A 19510-nucleotide genomic window follows, 5' to 3' on the forward strand; every position below is an offset into this window, starting at 1 on the left:
TGAGTTTGGCTAGGCGCGGGCGTGGTGGAATTGGTAGACACGCCAGATTTAGGTTCTGGTGGCGTGAGCTGTGGGGGTTCAAATCCCTCCGCCCGTATGAATGAAGGCTCCGCAAGGCGCTGCGATACCGAGGCCGTGTTTCAGCACGGCAATCACAAGATGGCGTAACGTAAGGATTTTGTTGGACATGCAGGTTACCGAAACCCTGACCGATGGGCTGAAGCGCAACTTCACCGTGGTCATTCCCGGCAGCGATTTGAGCGAAAAGCGTGATAAGCGCCTCGCCGAATTGTCGAAGACGATGCAGATGCCGGGGTTTCGTCCGGGCAAGGTGCCGTTGTCGATGGTGCGCAAGCGCTTCGGCGAGGCCGTCGCCGCCGAGGTGCTCGAGGCCTCGGTGAACGATGCCACCGATAAGATGATGGCCGAGCGCAGCCTGCGCCCCGCGGTGTCGCCCAAGGTCGAAGTCGTCAACGCCGGCACCGAGGCCGATCTTGAGTTCAAGATCGAGATGGAAGTGCTGCCGGACGTGACGTTGCCGGACCTCAAATCGCTGACGCTGACCCGCCCGATCGCGCCGGTTACCGACGCCGAAGTCGACGATGCGATTGCCAAATTCGCTGATCAGCGCGCGACTCTGGTGCCCGTTGAAGAGGTTCGCCCGGCAGTGACCGGTGATGTCGTGACGGTCGATTTCCTTGGCAAGCTCGACGGCACGCCGTTCGACGGCGGTGCCGCGCAGGATTCCGATGTTGAAATCGGTGGTTCCGGCTTCATTCCCGGATTCGCCGAGCAGATCGAGGGTATGTCGGTCGGCGAGGAGAAAATCATCAATGTAACGTTCCCGACCGAATATCATGCCGCCAATTTGGCGGGTAAAGACGTCACGTTCGACATCACCGTGAAGGCGTTGAAACAGAAAACCCCGGTCGTGATCGACGATGCGTTCGCCGAGACCAACGGGTTTGAAAATCTCGAGGAATTTCGTAAATTCTTCAAGGATCGGCTCGAACAGCAGCGCGCCGGCGCCAGCCGCATGAAGGTCAAGCGCGCCCTGCTCGATGAATTGGCCAAGCAGGCCGATTTTACCGCGCCGGAAACCTTGGTCGAGGCGGAATTCGCCGAAATCTGGCGCCAGGTCGAGGCCGAACGGGCCGGCGGACGGCTCGATGCGGAAGATGCCGCCAAGGACGAAGAGACGTTGCGCGCCGAATATCGCGCCATCGCGGATCGCCGGGTGCGACTCGGCCTGCTGGTCGCCGAGATCGGCCGCAGCACCAATGTGCAGGTGACCGAGCAGGATCTGCGCCGCGCGATGATTAACGAAATGCAGCAATTCCCTGGCCAGGAAAAGATGATCATCGATTTTTACCAGAAAAATCCTCGCGCGATGGATCGTCTGCGCGGGCCGATTTTCGAGGATAAAGTGGTCGATCACGCGCTCGAACTTGCCACCGTGACCGACCAGGAAGTCACGACCGAGGTGTTGTTCGCCGACGACGAAGAGTGATCCGCCCCAGCATGGGGGGTTTACGACAGCCCAATCTCGGCTCATCTTAAAAACCTGCGATCATGGTTCCGGCCTCGGTGAGGCGGAACCATGACCGGCAGGAGTGGATTTTCATGCGGGTGCGGTCATCCCGGCCCGCGACCAGGAGACAGACGCCGATGGACCGCGATCCGACCGAATACTACATGAACAGCCTGGTGCCGATGGTCGTCGAACAGACCGCCCGCGGTGAACGCTCCTACGATATTTTCTCGCGCCTGCTCAAAGAGCGCATCATTTTCCTCACTGGTACCGTCTATGATCAGGTCGGTTCGTTGATCTCGGCGCAGTTGCTGTTTCTGGAGAGCGAGAATCCGTCGAAGGATATTTCCTTTTATATCAACAGTCCGGGCGGCGTTGTTTCAGCCGGCCTCGCGATTTATGACACGATGCAATACATCAAATCGCCGGTTTCGACGGTGTGTATCGGTCAGGCAGCATCGATGGGCAGCCTGCTGCTCGCCGCAGGCGAGAAGGGCAAGCGCTATGCTCTGCCGAATTCACGCATCATGGTGCATCAGCCCTCCGGTGGTGCGCAGGGGCAGGCCGCCGATATCGAAATTCAGGCCCGCGAGATCCTGACGCTGCGCCGGCGCCTGAACGATATCTATGTGACGCACACGGGTCAGACGCTTGAAGATATCGAGAGCGCGCTGGAGCGTGACCGCTTCATGTCGGCCGATGAGGCGAAGGTTTTCGGCCTGGTGGATGAGGTGATGGCGCATAAACCCACCGGCCCGTCCGACTCCGCAAGCAAGGATGCCAAGAAAGAGGCGGCCTGATCGCGCATTGCTGACGCGGCTGTGTTGCATTCCTGCGACACGCCGCATCAGAATGCTTGTATGATCCCGAGTTGGGGTCTATTCTTCCCGCGATGATTGAAGCGCCACACTTCCTGGGGCGCTGCTGGAGCGTCGATGAGCACTAAGTCCGGAGATTCGAAGAACACATTATATTGCTCGTTCTGCGGCAAGTCGCAGCATGAAGTGATCAAGCTGATCGCGGGACCGACCGTATTCATCTGCAATGAATGCGTCGAACTGTGCATGGATATCATTCGCGAGGACAACCGGACGCACCTGGTCAAGACCCGCGACGGCGTCCCGACGCCGCGCGAGATCTGCAAGGTGCTCGATGACTACGTGATCGGCCAGGACCAGGCGAAGAAGGTTCTGAGCGTCGCGGTCCACAACCATTACAAGCGTCTGGCCCACGCCCAGAAGAACAATGACATCGAGATCGCCAAGTCGAACATTCTGCTGCTCGGCCCGACCGGTTCGGGCAAGACGCTGCTGGCGCAGACCCTGGCGCGGATTCTGGACGTGCCGTTCACCATGGCCGATGCGACCACGCTGACCGAGGCGGGCTATGTGGGCGAGGATGTCGAGAACATCATCCTCAAGCTGCTGCAGGCGGCGGACTACAATGTCGAGCGGGCGCAGCGCGGCATCGTCTATATTGATGAAGTCGATAAGATCAGCCGCAAATCGGACAATCCCTCAATCACCCGGGATGTATCGGGCGAGGGTGTGCAACAGGCCCTGTTGAAAATCATGGAAGGCACCGTTGCCTCGGTGCCGCCGCAGGGCGGGCGCAAGCACCCGCAGCAGGAATTCCTCCAGGTCGATACCACCAACATCCTGTTCATCTGCGGCGGTGCCTTTTCCGGCCTCGAAAAGATCATTTCCCAGCGCGGCAAGGGTTCGGGCATTGGCTTTGGTGCCGATGTGCGCGATCCGAGCGAACGGCGCACCGGGGCGGTGCTGCGCGAGGTTGAGCCTGAGGATCTGCTCAAGTTCGGCCTGATCCCCGAGTTCATCGGTCGTCTACCGGTCGTCGCCACGCTCGAGGATCTGGACGAGGTGGCGTTGATCGAGATTTTGAGCAAGCCGAAGAATGCGTTGGTCAAGCAATATGGCCGGTTGTTCGAGATGGAAGGCGTCAAGCTCAATTTCACCGAAGACGCGCTCCGCGTCGTCGCCTCACGCGCCATTCAGCGCAAAACCGGTGCGCGCGGCCTGCGGTCGATCATGGAGCAGATCCTGCTGGCCACCATGTTCGATCTGCCGGGGCTCGACAGTGTCGAAGAGGTGGTAATCAATGGCGAAGTGGCCGAAGGTCGGGCCGAACCGCTCTTCATCCACGGCAAAGAACGGGCTGAGACCGCTTCTTGATCGGAAAGCTGGCTGTCCAGGACCGGTACGTCGGCGGCACGCGGCCGACATGCCGGACCCTGCTCGTCGCGTGCTGTTGCGTTAACGAAAACCTAACCCCATATCGCCTATGTGGCCGGATCAACCGGCACCGTTCCCTGTGCCGCAGTCGGGCAGGGATCGTGGCTTACGAAAGGTAGTCTGATGTCAGAGACCAATCCCAAGAAATCCAAGCCTGCGGGTGCGAAAGCAAAGCTGCCCGTGGTGATCGCCGGTGAAGCGCTGTCGGTGTTGCCGTTGCGCGATATCGTTGTGTTTCCTCATATGATCGTGCCGCTGTTCGTCGGCCGTGAAAAATCGGTCCGCGCTCTGGAGGGCGTGATGAAGGAGGACAAGCAGATCCTCCTGGTCGCCCAGCGTAATGCGCAGCAGGACGATCCCGCTGCGTCCGACATCTACGACGTCGGCACTGTGTCCACGGTGTTGCAATTGCTGAAACTGCCGGACGGCACGGTCAAGGTGCTGGTCGAGGGTGTGCGCCGGGCTCGGATCACCGGCTACAACGAAATCGACAGCCATTTCGAGGTTCTGGCCGAGACGCTCGACGATATCGTCGATCACTCCAAGGAAACCGAGGGGCTGGCACGCGGCGTGGTGACCCAGTTCGAGCAATATATCAAGCTGAACAAAAAGATTGCGCCGGAGGTGCTGGTATCGATCAACCAGATCGACGATTCCTCGAAGCTGGCCGATACGATTGCGAGCCATCTCGGCCTGAAGATTTCCGACAAGCAGGAATTGCTGGAAACCGCTTCGGTCGCCGAGCGGCTTGAGCGCGTGTTCGCCCATATGGAAGCCGAAATCGGTGTTCTGCAGGTCGAAAAGCGCATCCGCAACCGGGTCAAGCGCCAGATGGAGAAGACCCAGCGCGAATATTACCTCAACGAGCAACTCAAGGCGATCCAGAAGGAATTGGGCGAGGGCGAGGAAGGCAAGGACGAAACCGCCGAGCTCGAGGAAAAGATCAAGACGCTCAAGCTGACCAAGGAAGCCCGTGAAAAGGCGACCGCCGAGCTGAAAAAACTCAAGACGATGAGCCCGATGAGCGCGGAAGCGACCGTCGTGCGCAACTATCTCGACTGGTTGCTGGGCATCCCGTGGAAAAAGCGTGCGAAGATCAAGAACGACGTGATCGAGGCCGAGCGGGTGCTTGATGGCGATCATTACGGGCTTGAGAAGGTCAAGGAACGCATCATCGAGTATCTGGCCGTGCAGTCGCGCAGTCCGAAGCTGCGCGGGCCGATTCTGTGCCTGGTCGGGCCGCCTGGTGTCGGCAAAACCTCGCTCGGGAAGTCGATCGCGAAAGCGACGGGGCGTAATTTTGTGCGGATGTCGCTGGGCGGCATGCGCGATGAGGCGGAAATCCGCGGTCATCGCCGGACCTATATCGGCTCGATGCCCGGTAAGGTCATCCAGGGCATGAAGAAGGCAAAAACTTCCAACCCGTTGTTCCTGCTCGATGAAATCGACAAGCTCGGCGCCGATTGGCGGGGCGATCCGACCTCGGCGCTGCTCGAAGTGCTCGATCCCGAACAGAACGCGACGTTCAATGATCACTATCTGGAAGTCGATTATGATCTGTCGGACGTGATGTTCGTGACCACGGCCAACTCCCTGCGGATGCCGCAACCGCTGCTCGACCGCATGGAGATCATTCGCATCCCCGGCTATACCGAGGATGAAAAGGTCGAGATCGCGAAGCGCCATCTGGTCGAGAAACAGGCCGAAGCCCATGGGCTGAAGCAAGGTGAGTGGTCGGTCTCGGACGATGCGATACGCGAATTGATCCGCACCTATACCCGCGAAGCCGGCGTGCGTAATCTTGAGCGCGAGCTGGCTAATCTGGCGCGCAAATCGGTCAAGGAAATCGTCACCAAGAAAGTGACCAAGGTAGCTGTGACCGCGAAGAATCTCGAAGCGTTTGCGGGTGTGCCGCGATTCCGCTTTGGTGAGACTGAGGCGGAGGATATGGTGGGTGTCGTCACCGGCCTGGCCTGGACCGAAGTCGGCGGCGAGATCCTGACGATCGAAAGCGTGCTGCTGCCCGGCAAGGGCAATGTCAAGCAGACCGGCAAGCTCGGCGATGTGATGCAGGAGAGTGTTTCGGCCGCGATTTCCTACATCCGGTCACGCTCGATCAGCTTCGGCATCAAGCCGCCTTTGTTCGAGAAGCGTGACATTCATGTTCATGTCCCGGAAGGTGCCACTCCAAAGGATGGTCCGTCCGCCGGTATTGCCATGGCCGTGTCGATTATTTCGGCTTTGACCGGCGTACCGGTGCGCAAGGATATCGCCATGACCGGCGAAATCACGCTGCGCGGCAGGGTTTTGCCGATTGGCGGGTTGAAGGAGAAACTACTGGCAGCCTTGCGTGCTGGTATCACCACGGTGCTGATCCCCAAGGACAACGAGAAAGACCTTGCCGAGATTCCGGATAACGTCAAAAAATCGTTGAAAATCATTCCCGTATCGCACGTGGATGATGTGATCGCCCAGGCGTTGGTACGCAAGCTCGAACCGATCGAGTGGGAAGAACCAGTCGAGCCGATCGCGCCTCGCGCAGCCGAACCTGTCGGGACCGCATTGCCGCATTGATCCTGACGCGCGAAAGCCGGCGAAATCTGGCTTAAATGACTGTCATGGGGCCGGTTTTTGCCTCGTCTTCGTTGACGAGTGCGAACCGGCCCTTCTAGTGTGCCACCACCGAATCGGACGCAGCACATCAAGGGCGGGGCTACTCTTGTCCGGTTAGAGTGCTGCTCAATTTTACAACTGGGAGACCACCCCGTGAACAAAATGGATCTAGTCGCCGACGTGGCGGAACAGACCGATCTTTCCAAAGCAAAGGCGACCGAGGTCGTCGATGCCGTGTTTGCCGCTATTGAATCGGCATTGAAGCAAAAGCAGGAAGTCCGCCTTGTCGGCTTCGGCACGTTCGGCACCGCAGAGCGTAAAGCCGGCATTGGCCGTAATCCGCGCACCGGCGAAGAAATCAAAATCCCGGCCTCGACCTCGGTGCGGTTCAAGCCCGGCAAGACGCTGAAGGACGCTGTCAACTAATCTCGCCTACGCTGGCCGGCCACATCGGCTTTTGTATGCTCAGAACAACAAAACGGCGGCGCTGCGCCACGCAGGCCGTCTTTTCGGGCGGTTAGCTCAGCGGTAGAGCGTCTCGTTTACACCGAGAGGGTCGGCGGTTCGATCCCGTCACCGCCCATACGATTTTGCAGTTTAATCACATCCGACCCGTGTCTGACGCATCGTTCATCTCACGGATGGAGGGCAGACAGGTTGCGTCCCCATCTCTCCATCGTGATCAACGCCATGGGGGATATCATATGTTGAAAACCATCAAACCGCTGCTGGCTCTGGGCCTGGTTCTCGGTCTGGCCGCCTGCGGCAATACGCCCGGCAGCCGCGCATTGAGCGGCGGCGTGCTCGGTGCGGGTGCCGGCGCCGGAATTTCCGCCCTGACCGGCGGAAAACCTGCGACGGGCGCGTTGATCGGCGGCGGTGCCGGCGCCATCGGTGGTGCGGTCACCGCGCCGTAAGTTTCCGGTCCGGCTTGACGCCTTCAGGTCGGCGCGTTACGAGCACGCCAACGACGCGGGTGTAGCTCAGTTGGTTAGAGCGCCGGCCTGTCACGCCGGAGGTCGCGGGTTCGAGCCCCGTCACTCGCGCCAGTTTTTGGTTTAGTGACAACCATCTTTTGCTTAATGCTGATGGATCACGTTCGGAGGAAGGACGTATCGACGCGCGCAAGCGGGCTTGACCTGTTGCATGCGCGATACGACAAGTGGAAAGCAGACGATGCTGGGCGTCGGTAATCGCACGTTAGGCGATACGGGCGTAACCTTGGGGCATGACAAAGGCGGACCGCGATGCAGCCGAGCTTGATGAATTATTTTCCGATCCTGGTTTTCCTCGGCATTGCGGGCTTGATTGGCGCGGCGTTCGTGATCGGCTCCCTGCTGGTGGCTCGGCAAAATCCCTACGGCGAAAAACTCAGCGCTTATGAATGCGGGTTCGAGCCGTTCGGCGATGCCCGCCGCAAATTCGACGTCCGCTATTACCTGGTCGCCATCCTGTTCATTATTTTCGATGTCGAGGTTGCGTTCCTGTTTCCCTGGGCCGTGAGCCTGTCGCATATCGGCATGCTCGGCTTCTGGTCGATGATGGGGTTCCTCGCAATTCTCGTGGTCGGGTTTATCTACGAATGGCGCAAGGGCGCTCTCGACTGGGAATAGACGGTCGGTAATAAGCCCAGACGCTCCACGCCACGCGGCGCCGGGGGATCACGCAGGATTATGGTTATTGGCCGGATAGCGGTCTGATCGGAAAGCATGAGATGAACGCCGTGCAGCAACCCGAAATCGCCTGGAACCGCGAAGCACTCGCGCCCGGTGCCGAACAGGACGCGGTGATCCGCGGTATCACCGGCGAAATCGCCGGCAAAGGGTTTGTGGTCGCCAATCTCGATAAATTGGTGAACTGGGCCCGCACCGGCAGCCTCTGGCCGATGACGTTCGGTCTCGCCTGCTGCGCCGTTGAAATGATCCATGCCTATATGCCGCGCTGGGACCTCGACCGATTCGGCATCATCCCGCGCAATTCGCCGCGGCAGAGCGATGTCATGATCGTCGCCGGCACGCTGACCAACAAAATGGCGCCCGCCCTGCGCAAAGTGTACGATCAGATGCCCGAGCCTAGGTGGGTCATCTCGATGGGCAGCTGCGCCAATGGCGGCGGCTACTATCATTTTTCCTACTCGGTGGTGCGCGGCTGCGACCGGATCGTGCCGGTCGATATTTACGTGCCCGGCTGCCCGCCGACCGCCGAGGCGCTGGTCTACGGCATCATGCAGCTCCAGAAAAAAATCCGCCGCACCGGGACGATTTTCCGTGAGTGACGCCACCACACCAGAGGTATCCGCACCCGACGCCCCGGCGCTTGATCCGTTCGCGGTGGCGCTTGGCACCCTGCCGGGCGTGGCGTCGGTGATCATGGAGCGTGACGAGCGAATCCTGCACGCGAATCGCGGCGATCTGGCAGCCTTGATGACCGTACTGCGCCATGATGCCCGATTCGCCTTCGAGCAATGCATGGATGTCTGCGGCGTCGACTGGCCGCAGCGCGAAGAGCGGTTCGATGTCGTCTATAATTTGTTGTCGGTGACGCGGAATGACCGGCTGCGGGTGATCGTCAGCACCGATGAAACCGCCTCGGTCCCCAGCGTCACCGGAATCTGGCCGGGTACCGCCTGGTGGGAGCGCGAAGTGTTCGATCTGTTCGGCGTCACTTTCGATGGTCTGGCCGATCATCGGCGGATCGTGTCGGACTATGGGTTCGAAGGCCATCCGCTCCGCAAGGATTTCCCGCTTACCGGTCATGTCGAACTCCGCTACGATGAGGAGCAGAAGCGCGTGGTCTATGAAAAAGTCGCGTTGACCCAGGAGTTCCGCAATTTCGACTTCCTCTCGCCCTGGGAAGCCATGACCACGCTGCCCGGCGATGAAAAAGCGCATCGGCCGGCAACGAGCGCGCCGGCGGTGAAGCCATGAGCGGCGGATTGCACGAGGCGGCCCCCGGCCGGGCGTTGCGGACGCTCGATCTCGAACGCCATACCGTCAATGTCGGGCCGCAGCATCCGGCGACGCACGGCGTGCTGCGGCTGATCATGGAACTCGAGGGCGAAACCGTCACCCGCGCCGATCCGCATATCGGCCTGCTGCATCGCGGCACCGAAAAATTGATCGAGTACAAATCCTACCTCCAGGCGGTGCCGTATTTCGACCGGCTCGATTACGTCTCGCCGATGTGCTGCGAACACGCCTTCGCCCTGGCCACCGAAAAACTGCTGGGCATCACCGTGCCGGACCGCGGCCAGTGGATTAGAGTGCTGTTCTCCGAAATCACCCGCATCCTGAACCATCTGCTCACCATCGTGCACCTCGCGCTCGACATCGGTGCGCAGTCCCCCAGCCTATGGGGTTATGAAGAGCGCGAGAAACTGCTGAGCTTCCACGAAGCGGTCTCGGGTGCCCGTTTTCACGCCAATTACTTTCGCCCCGGCGGGGTCTCGAAAGACCTGCCGGCCGGACTCGCCGACGAAATCTGGGCTTGGAGCGAAACCTTCCCGAAATTCCTCGCAGATTTGCAGAATCTGCTGAACGATAACCGCATCTTTCGCCAGCGCCTGGTCGATATCGGCATCATCTCCGCCGAGGACGCGCTAGGCATGGGGTTCTCCGGACCCAACCTCCGCGCCGCCGGCATCGCGTGGGATCTGCGGCGCGCGCAGCCCTACGATAAATATGGCAAGGTCGAGTTCGATATTCCGGTCGGCCGCCATGGCGATTGTTTCGATCGGTATCTCGTCCGCATCAATGAAATGGGCGAGAGCCTCAAAATCATTCGCCAGGCGTTGCAGAAAATGCCGCAAGGCCCGGTGAAGGTGCAGGACAACAAGATCACCCCGCCAAAGCGCGCTGAAATGAAGCGCTCGATGGAGGCGCTGATCCATCATTTCAAACTCTATACCGAAGGCTACCACGTGCCGGCGGGCACCACCTATACGGCGGTGGAGGCTCCCAAGGGCGAGTTCGGCGTGTATCTGATCGCTGATGGTACGAACCACCCCTACCGCTGCAAGATCCGCGCGACCGGGTTTTCGCATTTGCAGGCGCTTGAAATGATGTCGAAGGGCCATTTGCTGGCCGATGCCATCGCGGTACTCGGTTCGATCGATATCGTGTTCGGCGAAGTGGACCGCTAAGCGATGAACGACATGACGACCGAAACCTTCAGCTTCGACGATGTGAGCGAGGCAAAAATTCCGGGCATCATCGCCAAATACCCAGCCGGACGGCAGGCGAGCGCGGTGATGCCGCTGCTCGATTTGGTACAGCGGCAGATGGCCCGCCTGACCGATCACGCCTGGGTGCCGCGCGCGGCGATGGACGTTGTTGCCGATCGCCTCGCGATGCCGCGGATGCGCGTGTATGAGGTCGCGACCTTCTACACCATGTTCCACCTCAAGCCGGTGCAGAAATTCCACCTCCAGGTCTGCACCACCACGCCGTGCTGGCTGCGCGGGTCGGATGCGGTGCTCGATGCCTGCCGGCACGCCGTCGCCACCCATGGCGACATGTTCAGCATGGAAGAGCTTGAATGCGTTGGCGCCTGCGTCAACGCGCCGGTGCTGGTGATCAACGATGATTACTATGAAGACCTCGACGGCGCGCGCACCGAAGCCCTGCTCGAAGCCTTCCGGCGCGGCGACGCGCCGAAACCTGGCTCGACCATCGGCCGGCAGAATTCGGCGCCGGAAGGCGGCCGCACCACCCTGTTTGCCGATGTGACCAAGCACGATACCGGAGCGGATTCCTGATGCTGAGCGACAAGGACCGGATTTTTACCAATCTCTACGGCATCCATGATTGGCGCCTCGCCGGTGCCCGGGCCCGCGGCGACTGGGATGGCACGGCGGATATTCTGGCGCGCGGTCGCGATGCGATCATCGAAGAGGTGAAAGCATCGGGCCTGCGCGGCCGGGGCGGGGCTGGGTTTCCGACCGGGCTGAAATGGTCGTTCATGCCGAAAGCGAGCGATGGCCGGCCGAGCTATCTGGTGGTCAACGCCGATGAGAGCGAGCCCGGCACCTGCAAGGATCGCGACATCATCCGCCATGATCCCCACAAGCTGGTCGAAGGCTGCCTGATCGCGAGTTTCGCAATGGGCGCGCACCAGGCGTTCATTTATATTCGGGGCGAATATTACAACGAATACCTGCACCTGCAGGCAGCCGTCGATGAAGCGCGCGAGGCCGGGCTGATCGGGCCGGATGCCTGCGGTTCGGGATGGGCGTTCGACATCACGATCCATCGTGGCGGCGGTGCTTATATCTGCGGCGAGGAATCGGCTTTGCTTGAAAGCCTCGAGGGCAAGAAAGGCCTGCCGCGCATGAAGCCGCCGTTCCCGGCCGCGATGGGCGTGTACGGCTGCCCGACTACCGTGAACAATGTCGAATCGATATCCTGCGTCTCGACCATTTTGCGCCGGGGGGCGGGTTGGTTTTCCGCACTCGGCCGGCCGAAGAATTCGGGCACCAAGCTCTACTGCATCTCCGGCCACGTCAATAAACCCTGCACGGTCGAGGACGAACTCGGCCTGCCGCTGCGCGACCTGATCGAGCGCCACGCCGGCGGCGTGCGCGGCGGATGGGATAATCTGCTCGCGGTGATCCCGGGTGGGTCCTCGGTTCCGATGATCCCGAAATCGGTCTGCGACAACGTGCTGATGGATTTCGACAGCCTGCGCGAAGCCGGCAGCAGCCTCGGCACCGCCGCGGTGATCGTGATGGATAAATCGACCGATCTGATCCGTGCGATCGCCCGGATATCGGCCTTCTACAAGCATGAAAGCTGCGGCCAGTGCACGCCGTGCCGCGAGGGCACCGGCTGGTTGATGCGGATGATGAACCGCATGTCCGAAGGCCGCGCGGAATTTGCCGAGATCGACCTGATGGAACAGATCACCAAGCAACTCGAAGGTCATACGATCTGCATGCTGGCCGATGCCGCGGCATGGCCGATCCAGGGCCTGCTGCGCCATTTCCGCCCGGTGGTCGAACAGCGGATCGCGGACTACAAGGCGCGCACGGCACCAAAAATCGCAGCGGAATGACGGAGTTCGGCCATGCAGCACAGTGAATTGAACGAAGCCCTGCAAATCGCCTCATCCGACATCTCCGATTCGGTGTTCGAGATGGTCAAGCTGGAGCGGGTCAGCTTCAACGACGCCGGCATGGCCGGCGCGCGGTTTACCGATGTCAACATGTCCGGCGTGACGTTCCACGCAGTCGATCTGTCCGGCGCGCGGATCGAGGATGCGCTGCTGCCAGGCATGGTGGTCACGGACGCCAATATGTCCGGCGCCCGCTTCCAGGACGTCTCGCTCGCCGGCGCCGTCATCGATCAGGTCGATCTGTCTGGCGTGATGATTTCCAACTGCACGCTGGCGGGCATGAAGATTGACGGCATCGAGGTCGAAAAACTGCTCGCCGCCTACCGGAGCCAGCGCTGATGCCCAAGGTTACCGTCGACGGGATCGAACTCGAAGTTCCCAACGGCTTCACCGTGCTGCAGGCCGCCGAGGCCGCCGGCAAGGAAATTCCGCGTTTCTGCTACCACGATCGGCTGTCGATCGCCGGTAACTGCCGGATGTGCCTAGTCGAGATCGAAAAAATGCCCAAACCGGTCGCCTCCTGCGGCCAACCGGTCGGCGAGGGCATGGTGATTTTCACCGATACCGAAAAAGTGCGTCAGTCCCGCCGCAACGTGATGGAATTCCTACTGATCAACCACCCGCTCGACTGCCCGATCTGCGATCAGGGCGGTGAGTGCGATCTGCAGGATGAAGCGGTCGGTTACGGCCGCGATCACACGCGCTATCACGAAAACAAGCGCGCGGTGACCGACAAGAATTTCGGCCCGCTGGTCAAAACCGTGATGACCCGCTGCATCCAATGCACGCGCTGCGTGCGGTTTCTCTCCGAAGTCGCCGGTGTACCCGAACTGGGTGCCACCTCGCGCGGCGAAACCATGGAAATCACCAATTACGTCGAGCGCGGCCTGACCTCGGAATTATCTGGCAATATCATCGATCTCTGCCCGGTCGGCGCGCTGACGGCCAAGCCCTACGCCTTTGTTGCCCGCACCTGGGAACTCCGCAAGACTGACAGTATCGATGTGTTCGACGCCGTTGGCACCAATATCCGCATCGATGCCCGCGGCAGCGAAGTGCTGCGCGTGCTGCCGCGCATCAATGATGCGGTGAACGAGGAATGGCTGGCCGATAAATCGCGCTTCGCGATCGACGGGCTGAAGCGCAAACGGCTCGATCGGCCATGGATCAGGCAGAACGGCAAATTGCAGCCGGCGACCTGGGATGCCGCGCTGTCTGCCGTCGTGGCACGCCTGAACGGCGCCGAACCCGGGCGGATCGGCGCGATCGCCGGCAATCTGTGCGATGCCGAGAGCATGATGGCGCTGAAGGATCTGCTGGTCGGGCTCGGTTCGCCCAATTTCGATTGCCGCCAGGATGGTGCTGTGCTCGATGCCGGTAACCGCGCGTTGTATCTGTTCAACACCACGATCGAGGGGATCGATGAGGCGGACGCCGTGCTGTTCGTCGGCGTTGATCCGCGCCGCGAAGCGCCGGTGCTGAATGCGCGCATCCGCCGCCGCTGGGTTGAAAACACCGGTTTCGTCGCCGGCCTGATCGGGCCGTACGCCGATATCACCTACGGCTGCACCCATCTGGGCGAGGATGGCGCGGCGTTGCGCGCGCTGCTCGATCCCGCGCATGAGTTTACCGTGAAGCTGGCGGCGGCGAAGAAGCCCCTGGTGATCATCGGCCAACAGGCGCTCGCCCGGCCAGATGGTGCGGCGGTATTCGCCGCCTGTTGGCAAATTGCCGAGGCCGCCGGGGCGCTGACCGCTGACTGGCAGGGTTTCAACGTGCTGCATAACGCGGCGGCCCGCGTCGGCGGGCTCGACCTTGGGTTCGTGCCGGCTGACGGCGGCAAGGATGTCGCCGGCATGGTGGCGGGCGGGGTCGATGTGCTGTGGCTGCTCGGTGCCGATGAAATCGACATGGCCGCACTGCCGCCGGATGTTTTCGTGATCTATCAGGGGCATCACGGCGATCGGGGCGCGGCGCGTGCCGATATCATTCTGCCCGGCGCCGCCTATACCGAAAAGCCCGGCACCTACGTCAACACCGAAGGGCGCATGCAACTTGCCCAGCGCGCGATTTTCCCGCCCGGCGAAGCGCGCGAGGATTGGACCATTCTGCGTGCCGTCAGCGCCCTGGTCAGCAAGCCGCTGCCTTATGATGATATCGAGGCGCTGCGTCAGCGGATGGGCGAGGCGAATCCGGTGTTCGCCAGCCCCGATACGGTGCGTCGCATCGCACCTCAGGTGGGTCTGACACCGAAGGGCGACAGCGGCCAACTGAGCGATGCGAAATTCACCGCGGCCTTCGCCACCTATTACCAGACCGACCCGATCAGCCGCGCCAGCCCGACTATGGCGAAATGCGTGACCGACATCCTGCCGCCTGCCATGCCCGCACCTGTGCAGCAGGCGGCGGAGTAGGGGCATGGCAACCGGATTTTTCGCTACCGATTTCGGCATCCTGATCCTGACCCTGCTGAAATCCCTCGCGCTGATCGTCCCGCTGCTGATCGGCGTCGCCTACCTGACCTATGCGGAACGCAAGGTGCTGGCCGCGGTGCAACTGCGCAAGGGCCCCAACGTGACCGGGCCGTTCGGCCTGTGGCAGCCCTTCGCGGATGCGATCAAAATGCTGTTCAAGGAAACCATCATCCCCGATGGGTCCAACCGCTATCTGTTCCTGTTCGCCCCGGTCATCACCTTCGGGCTTGCCATCATCGCCTGGGCGGTGATTCCGGTGAACGACCATTGGGCGATCGCGAACATCAACGTCGGCATGCTCTATCTGTTCGCGATCTCCTCGCTTGGCGTCTATGGCGTGATCATCGCGGGTTGGGCGAGCAACTCGAAATTCGCCTTCCTGGGTGCGATGCGCAGTGCCGCGCAAATGGTCAGCTACGAGGTCTCGATCGGCCTGGTGATCCTGTCGGTCCTGGTCTGCACTGGCAGCCTCAACCTCAACGCCATCGTGCTCGCCCAGCGCCACATCTGGTTCGCCATCCCACTGCTGCCCATGCTGGTGGTGTTCTTCATCTCCGGGCTGGCCGAAACCAACCGCGCCCCTTTCGATCTGCCGGAAGGCGAGAGCGAAATCGTCGCCGGCTTCTTCGTCGAGTACAGCGCCATGAGCTTCGCGCTGTTCTTCCTCGGCGAATACGCGAACATGATCCTGATGAGCGGTATGACCACCATCCTGTTCCTCGGTGGCTGGCTCTCGCCGATTCCGTTCGTTCCGTTCACCTGGGTGCCCGGCCCGATCTGGTTCATCCTCAAAGTCGCAGTCTGCCTGTTCGTGTTCCTCTGGGTGCGCGCGACCCTGCCGCGGTTCCGCTACGACCAACTCATGCAACTCGGCTGGAAAGTGTTCCTGCCACTCTCGCTCGGCTGGCTGGTGCTGACGGCGAGCGTGCTCGAAATCTTCGGGTGGTTGCCTCATGCTTGAGCAAGGGAAAAGGGAAGACTTCTTTTTTGTAAAAAAGAAGCAAAAAACTTTTATTCGCTGGGGCACGGGCGTTCTCACGAGCACGGCCCTGATTAAAAAAAGTTTTTTTTCTTCTTTTTTTACAAAAAAAGAAGTCCTTCTCCCTTCGCTGTTTTGGAAGCGTCCTCAATGCCCCTGCTAGACCGCACCGCCCGCAGCTTCCTGCTGCTGGAAATCCTCTCCGGCATGGCGATCACCTTGCGCTACTTCTTCAAACGCAAGGCGACGCTGAACTACCCGTACGAGAAAAACGCGATCAGCCCGCGCTTCAAGGGTGAGCACGCGTTGCGCCGGTATCCCAATGGCGAGGAACGCTGCATCGCCTGCAAATTATGCGAAGCGATCTGCCCGGCCCAGGCCATCACCATCGAGGCCGAACCCCGCGCCGATGGCTCGCGCCGCGCCACCCGCTACGATATCGACATGACCAAATGCATCTATTGCGGTCTGTGCGAGGAAGCCTGCCCGGTCGATGCGATCGTCGAAGGCCCGAATTTCGAATTCGCGACCGAAACCCGCGAGGAATTGCTCTATGACAAGCAGAAACTGCTCGACAATGGCGATCGCTGGGAGCCCGAGCTTGCCAAGCGCCTCGAACTCGACGCGCCGTATCGGTAAGCCACGCGCATGATCTCCGCCATCGCTTTTTACGTGTTCGCGGCCATTCTGCTCGCCTCCGCCTGCATGGTGATTACCGCGCGCAACCCGGTGCATTCGGTTCTGTTCCTGATCCTTGCGTTCATCAACGCCGCCGCCCTGTTCGTGTTGGCCGGTGCAGAATTCCTCGCGATGGTCTTGGTCATCGTCTATGTCGGCGCGGTCGCGGTGCTGTTCCTGTTCGTCGTGATGATGCTGGATGTCGATTTCGCCGCCCTGCGCGAAGGCTTCCAGCGCTACGCACCGCTCGGCCTGACCATCGGCTTCATCCTGATGGTCGAAATCGGGCTGACCGCGGTCAACTGGACCATCGCCCCGGCGGCACATCTGGCGGCGTTGGTGCCCACCCCCGAACATCTTGCCAACACCAACGCAATCGGCAACCTGATCTATACGCGCTACATGTTCGCCTTCGAACTGGTCGCGCTGCTGCTGCTGGTCGCCATGGTTGGTGCCATCGTGCTGACCCATACCGATCGGCGCGGCCCGCGCCGTCAGAACATCCACAGCCAGCACGATCGCACGATCGCGCAGACCCTGACCATGGTGAACATGAAACTCGGCGATGGTTCGCGCCAGATCACGCCGGCCGCGACCAAAGCCGAACCCGACAAGGAGACCGCGCAATGAGCATCGGCCTCGCGCATTATCTGGTCGTCGCCGGCCTGTTGCTGATCATCGGTATTTTCGGGATTTTCCTGAACCGCAAGAACGTCATCGTCATCATGATGTCGATCGAGTTGATCCTGCTGGCGGCCAACATCAATTTCGTCGCGTTTTCGGCCGCGTTGCACGACATGATGGGCCAGGTGTTCACCATGTTCGTGCTCTCGGTCGCGGCGGCCGAGGCGGCGATCGGCCTTGCCATCGTGGTCGTATATTTCCGCAATCGCGGCTCGATCGAGGTCGAAGACGTCACGTTGATGAAGGGCTGATATGTTCACCGCCATTGCCGTTCTGGCCCCGCTCGCCGGCGCCTTGCTCGCCGCCCTGTTCCGCCCCTTCGCCGGCCGCACGCTGGCCGTCGGCGCCAGCGTCGTTTCCCTGATCATCGCCGCCGCGGCCGGCATCATCACCGATTATCGCCATCTCGTGCTGCACCTGCCGGATCATCTGGTGATGCTCGGCACCTGGATAAACGTCGCCCAGTTCACCCCGCACTGGGCGCTGCGCCAGGATACGCTGTCGCTGGTGATGGTCGGCATGGTCACGGTGGTGTCCGCGCTGATCCATATCTATAGCGTCGGCTACATGGCGCACGATCGCACCGAGCCGCGCTTTTTCGTCTATATCTCGCTGTTCACCTTCGCCATGCTGATGCTGGTCACCGCCAACAACCTGGTCCAACTGTTCTTCGGCTGGGAAGGTGTGGGCCTGATGTCCTATCTGTTGATCGGCTACTGGTACGACCGTGCCGCCGCCAATGCGGCCGCGATCAAGGCGTTCATCGTCAACCGCGTCGGTGATCTGTTCTTTGCGGTCGGCATCGCGCTCACCTGGCTGCAATTCCACAGCGTCAGTTTCGATACGATCTTCGCCGCGGTGCCGCAGGCGCGCAGTGCGACGTATCATCTGTTCGGTGCCGATCTGCCGGTGCTCGAAGTCATCGCGATCCTGCTGTTCATCGGGGCCATGGGCAAATCCGCCCAGTTGTTCCTGCACACCTGGCTCGCCGATGCGATGGAGGGCCCGACGCCGATTTCCGCGCTGATCCATGCCGCCACGATGGTCACCGCCGGCGTGTTCATGACCGTGCGGATGACGCCGCTGATCGATGCCGCACCGGTTGCCCTGCAGGTGATCACCATCATCGGTGCCGCCACCGCGTTTTTTGCCGCGACGATCGGCTGCGTGCAGAACGACATCAAGCGCATCATCGCCTATTCGACCTGTTCGCAGCTCGGTTACATGTTCATCGCGGTTGGCGTCGGCGCGGCCCCGGCGGCGATGTTTCACCTGATCAACCACGCCTTCTTCAAGGCGCTGCTGTTCCTCGGCGCCGGTTCGGTGATCCATGCGCTGGCCGATGAGCAGGACGTGCGCAAAATGGGCGGCCTGTGGCGCACGCTGCCGATCACCTATGTCACCATGTGGTTCGGCTCATTGGCCCTGGCCGCGATTCCGCCGTTCTCGGGGTTCTTCTCGAAGGATGCCATTCTTGCCGCCGCCTTTGCCGAGCATACCTCAACCTCGTTGTTCGCCTGGCTCGCCGGCTCGCTCGGCGCCGGGCTGACCGCCTTCTATATCGTGCGGCTGATGCTGCTGGTGTTTCACGGCAAACCGCGCGGCCCGGCCGATACCATGGCCCACGCCCATGAAAGCCCGGCCGTGATGCTGGCACCGCTGGTGGTGCTCGCAATCGGCGCGCTGGCCAGCGGCTTTCTGCTCGCGCCCCGCTTCATCGGCAAGGCGTTCGTCGCCTTCTGGGGCACCAGCATCGCCGAGCCTCACCACGCCGCCGTGATGCACGCGCTCGATGGCATTCCCGCGTGGGGTGCCGAACTGCCGCTGCTGCTCGCCATCGCGGGCATCGGCGTTGCCTATTGGTTCTACGAACTCAGCCCCGCCATGCCCGGCAAGCTCGCGAACGCGATGCCCGGGCTGTACCAATTCCTCCTCCACAAATGGTATTTCGATGAAGCCTATGATGCGATGTTCGTCCGCCCCGCGCTGCGGCTGGCCCGCCTGATCTGGCGCGTCGGTGATGACGAGGTGATCGACGGCGTGCCCTCCGGCCTCGCGCGACTGACCAGCGAGGCATCGGGACAGGCGGTGCGCCTGCAAAGCGGCTCGATCGCGATTTACGGCTTCATCATGCTGATCGGCCTGATGGTGCTGGTCACCGTGTTCCTGCTGGCGCGGTGAGGAGATC

The 19510-nt window shown here is 61.2% G+C and carries 19 protein-coding genes and 3 tRNA genes; all 22 read left to right on the forward strand.

Translation table 11 applies throughout. From position 1 onward, the window contains the following. Window positions 1-15 precede the first annotated feature (15 nt). The 22 genes from BW994_RS06600 (at window position 16) to nuoL (ending at window position 19503) form a co-directional block, all read left to right on the forward strand. Window positions 16-97, forward strand: a tRNA-Leu gene (locus tag BW994_RS06600). A 90-nt stretch (window positions 98-187) separates the two neighbouring features. Continuing rightward, on the forward strand, window positions 188-1510 hold the full coding sequence (gene tig / locus BW994_RS06605) for a trigger factor (protein ID WP_029311290.1): 1323 nt from the start codon (window positions 188-190) through the stop codon (window positions 1508-1510). A 158-nt stretch (window positions 1511-1668) separates the two neighbouring features. Next, window positions 1669-2331: an ATP-dependent Clp endopeptidase proteolytic subunit ClpP gene (gene clpP / locus BW994_RS06610; protein ID WP_029311289.1), complete on the forward strand. Its 663-nt coding sequence runs from the start codon at window positions 1669-1671 to the stop codon at window positions 2329-2331. A gap of 135 nt (window positions 2332-2466) precedes the next feature. Beyond that, window positions 2467-3723: an ATP-dependent Clp protease ATP-binding subunit ClpX gene (gene clpX / locus BW994_RS06615; RefSeq protein ID WP_029311288.1), complete on the forward strand. Its 1257-nt coding sequence runs from the start codon at window positions 2467-2469 to the stop codon at window positions 3721-3723. A 303-nt stretch (window positions 3724-4026) separates the two neighbouring features. Further along, window positions 4027-6357 (forward strand): endopeptidase La, encoded by a 2331-nt coding sequence (gene lon / locus BW994_RS06620; RefSeq protein WP_408734946.1) that lies wholly within the window; start codon window positions 4027-4029, stop codon window positions 6355-6357. Window positions 6358-6558: 201 nt separating this feature from the next. After that, window positions 6559-6822, forward strand: a complete 264-nt coding sequence (locus BW994_RS06625) for an HU family DNA-binding protein (protein WP_029311286.1) — start codon at window positions 6559-6561, stop codon at window positions 6820-6822. Window positions 6823-6907: 85 nt separating this feature from the next. After that, window positions 6908-6979, forward strand: a tRNA-Val gene (locus BW994_RS06630). 121 nt (window positions 6980-7100) lie between these two features. Further along, on the forward strand, window positions 7101-7313 hold the full coding sequence (locus tag BW994_RS06635) for a hypothetical protein (RefSeq protein ID WP_029311285.1): 213 nt from the start codon (window positions 7101-7103) through the stop codon (window positions 7311-7313). A gap of 55 nt (window positions 7314-7368) precedes the next feature. After that, a tRNA-Asp gene (locus tag BW994_RS06640) sits at window positions 7369-7445 on the forward strand. Window positions 7446-7643: 198 nt separating this feature from the next. Then, window positions 7644-8009 (forward strand): NADH-quinone oxidoreductase subunit A, encoded by a 366-nt coding sequence (locus BW994_RS06645; protein WP_029311284.1) that lies wholly within the window; start codon window positions 7644-7646, stop codon window positions 8007-8009. A gap of 101 nt (window positions 8010-8110) precedes the next feature. After that, entirely contained in the window at window positions 8111-8671 is a 561-nt protein-coding gene (locus BW994_RS06650; RefSeq protein ID WP_029311283.1) for a NuoB/complex I 20 kDa subunit family protein, read from the forward strand. After that, window positions 8664-9323, forward strand: coding sequence for an NADH-quinone oxidoreductase subunit C (locus BW994_RS06655; protein ID WP_029311282.1), 660 nt, complete (start codon window positions 8664-8666; stop codon window positions 9321-9323). Before BW994_RS06650 ends, BW994_RS06655 begins: the two co-directional genes overlap by 8 nt. Beyond that, the gene (locus BW994_RS06660; protein WP_029311281.1) at window positions 9320-10537 is read left to right on the forward strand and encodes an NADH-quinone oxidoreductase subunit D; all 1218 of its coding nucleotides are present in this window, start codon (window positions 9320-9322) and stop codon (window positions 10535-10537) included. Before BW994_RS06655 ends, BW994_RS06660 begins: the two co-directional genes overlap by 4 nt. A gap of 3 nt (window positions 10538-10540) precedes the next feature. Further along, window positions 10541-11152, forward strand: coding sequence for a complex I 24 kDa subunit family protein (locus BW994_RS06665; protein WP_029311280.1), 612 nt, complete (start codon window positions 10541-10543; stop codon window positions 11150-11152). Then, a complete protein-coding gene (gene nuoF, locus BW994_RS06670) occupies window positions 11152-12447 on the forward strand; it encodes an NADH-quinone oxidoreductase subunit NuoF (protein WP_029311279.1) in 1296 nt (431 codons plus the stop codon). The genes BW994_RS06665 and nuoF overlap by 1 nt, the downstream gene beginning before the upstream one ends. 12 nt (window positions 12448-12459) lie before the next feature. Continuing rightward, window positions 12460-12846 (forward strand): pentapeptide repeat-containing protein, encoded by a 387-nt coding sequence (locus tag BW994_RS06675; RefSeq protein WP_051657245.1) that lies wholly within the window; start codon window positions 12460-12462, stop codon window positions 12844-12846. Then, the gene (gene nuoG, locus BW994_RS06680; RefSeq protein WP_029311277.1) at window positions 12846-14921 is read left to right on the forward strand and encodes an NADH-quinone oxidoreductase subunit NuoG; all 2076 of its coding nucleotides are present in this window, start codon (window positions 12846-12848) and stop codon (window positions 14919-14921) included. The genes BW994_RS06675 and nuoG overlap by 1 nt, the downstream gene beginning before the upstream one ends. Before the next feature lie 4 nt (window positions 14922-14925). Next, on the forward strand, window positions 14926-15942 hold the full coding sequence (nuoH, locus tag BW994_RS06685) for an NADH-quinone oxidoreductase subunit NuoH (RefSeq protein ID WP_029311276.1): 1017 nt from the start codon (window positions 14926-14928) through the stop codon (window positions 15940-15942). Between the two features lie 168 nt (window positions 15943-16110). After that, entirely contained in the window at window positions 16111-16599 is a 489-nt protein-coding gene (gene nuoI, locus BW994_RS06690) for an NADH-quinone oxidoreductase subunit NuoI (RefSeq protein ID WP_029311275.1), read from the forward strand. Window positions 16600-16608: 9 nt separating this feature from the next. Further along, window positions 16609-17268: an NADH-quinone oxidoreductase subunit J gene (locus BW994_RS06695; protein ID WP_029311274.1), complete on the forward strand. Its 660-nt coding sequence runs from the start codon at window positions 16609-16611 to the stop codon at window positions 17266-17268. Beyond that, window positions 17265-17573: an NADH-quinone oxidoreductase subunit NuoK gene (gene nuoK / locus BW994_RS06700; RefSeq protein WP_029311273.1), complete on the forward strand. Its 309-nt coding sequence runs from the start codon at window positions 17265-17267 to the stop codon at window positions 17571-17573. The genes BW994_RS06695 and nuoK overlap by 4 nt, the downstream gene beginning before the upstream one ends. Window position 17574: 1 nt before the next feature. After that, complete coding sequence (gene nuoL, locus BW994_RS06705; protein WP_029311272.1) at window positions 17575-19503, forward strand: NADH-quinone oxidoreductase subunit L; 1929 nt, start codon at window positions 17575-17577, stop codon at window positions 19501-19503. Window positions 19504-19510 lie beyond the last annotated feature (7 nt).

Origin of the sequence: Acidiphilium rubrum, from assembly GCF_900156265.1 — a bacterium.
Taxonomy (GTDB): Bacteria; Pseudomonadota; Alphaproteobacteria; order Acetobacterales; family Acetobacteraceae; genus Acidiphilium; species Acidiphilium rubrum.

Excerpts from the sequence above, each read along its gene's own strand:
- tig (WP_029311290.1), top strand. The coding sequence starts at position 188 with ATGCAGGTTACCGAAACCCTGACCGATGGGCTGAAGCGCAACTTCACC.
- clpP (WP_029311289.1), top strand. The coding sequence starts at position 1,669 with ATGGACCGCGATCCGACCGAATACTACATGAACAGCCTGGTGCCGATG.
- clpX (WP_029311288.1), top strand. The coding sequence starts at position 2,467 with ATGAGCACTAAGTCCGGAGATTCGAAGAACACATTATATTGCTCGTTC.
- lon (WP_408734946.1), top strand. The coding sequence starts at position 4,027 with ATGATCGTGCCGCTGTTCGTCGGCCGTGAAAAATCGGTCCGCGCTCTG.
- BW994_RS06625 (WP_029311286.1), top strand. The coding sequence starts at position 6,559 with ATGGATCTAGTCGCCGACGTGGCGGAACAGACCGATCTTTCCAAAGCA.
- BW994_RS06635 (WP_029311285.1), top strand. The coding sequence starts at position 7,101 with ATGTTGAAAACCATCAAACCGCTGCTGGCTCTGGGCCTGGTTCTCGGT.
- BW994_RS06645 (WP_029311284.1), top strand. The coding sequence starts at position 7,644 with ATGCAGCCGAGCTTGATGAATTATTTTCCGATCCTGGTTTTCCTCGGC.
- BW994_RS06650 (WP_029311283.1), top strand. The coding sequence starts at position 8,111 with ATGAACGCCGTGCAGCAACCCGAAATCGCCTGGAACCGCGAAGCACTC.
- BW994_RS06660 (WP_029311281.1), top strand. The coding sequence starts at position 9,320 with ATGAGCGGCGGATTGCACGAGGCGGCCCCCGGCCGGGCGTTGCGGACG.
- BW994_RS06665 (WP_029311280.1), top strand. The coding sequence starts at position 10,541 with ATGAACGACATGACGACCGAAACCTTCAGCTTCGACGATGTGAGCGAG.
- nuoF (WP_029311279.1), top strand. The coding sequence starts at position 11,152 with ATGCTGAGCGACAAGGACCGGATTTTTACCAATCTCTACGGCATCCAT.
- BW994_RS06675 (WP_051657245.1), top strand. The coding sequence starts at position 12,460 with ATGCAGCACAGTGAATTGAACGAAGCCCTGCAAATCGCCTCATCCGAC.
- nuoG (WP_029311277.1), top strand. The coding sequence starts at position 12,846 with ATGCCCAAGGTTACCGTCGACGGGATCGAACTCGAAGTTCCCAACGGC.
- nuoH (WP_029311276.1), top strand. The coding sequence starts at position 14,926 with ATGGCAACCGGATTTTTCGCTACCGATTTCGGCATCCTGATCCTGACC.
- nuoI (WP_029311275.1), top strand. The coding sequence starts at position 16,111 with ATGCCCCTGCTAGACCGCACCGCCCGCAGCTTCCTGCTGCTGGAAATC.
- BW994_RS06695 (WP_029311274.1), top strand. The coding sequence starts at position 16,609 with ATGATCTCCGCCATCGCTTTTTACGTGTTCGCGGCCATTCTGCTCGCC.
- nuoK (WP_029311273.1), top strand. The coding sequence starts at position 17,265 with ATGAGCATCGGCCTCGCGCATTATCTGGTCGTCGCCGGCCTGTTGCTG.
- nuoL (WP_029311272.1), top strand. The coding sequence starts at position 17,575 with ATGTTCACCGCCATTGCCGTTCTGGCCCCGCTCGCCGGCGCCTTGCTC.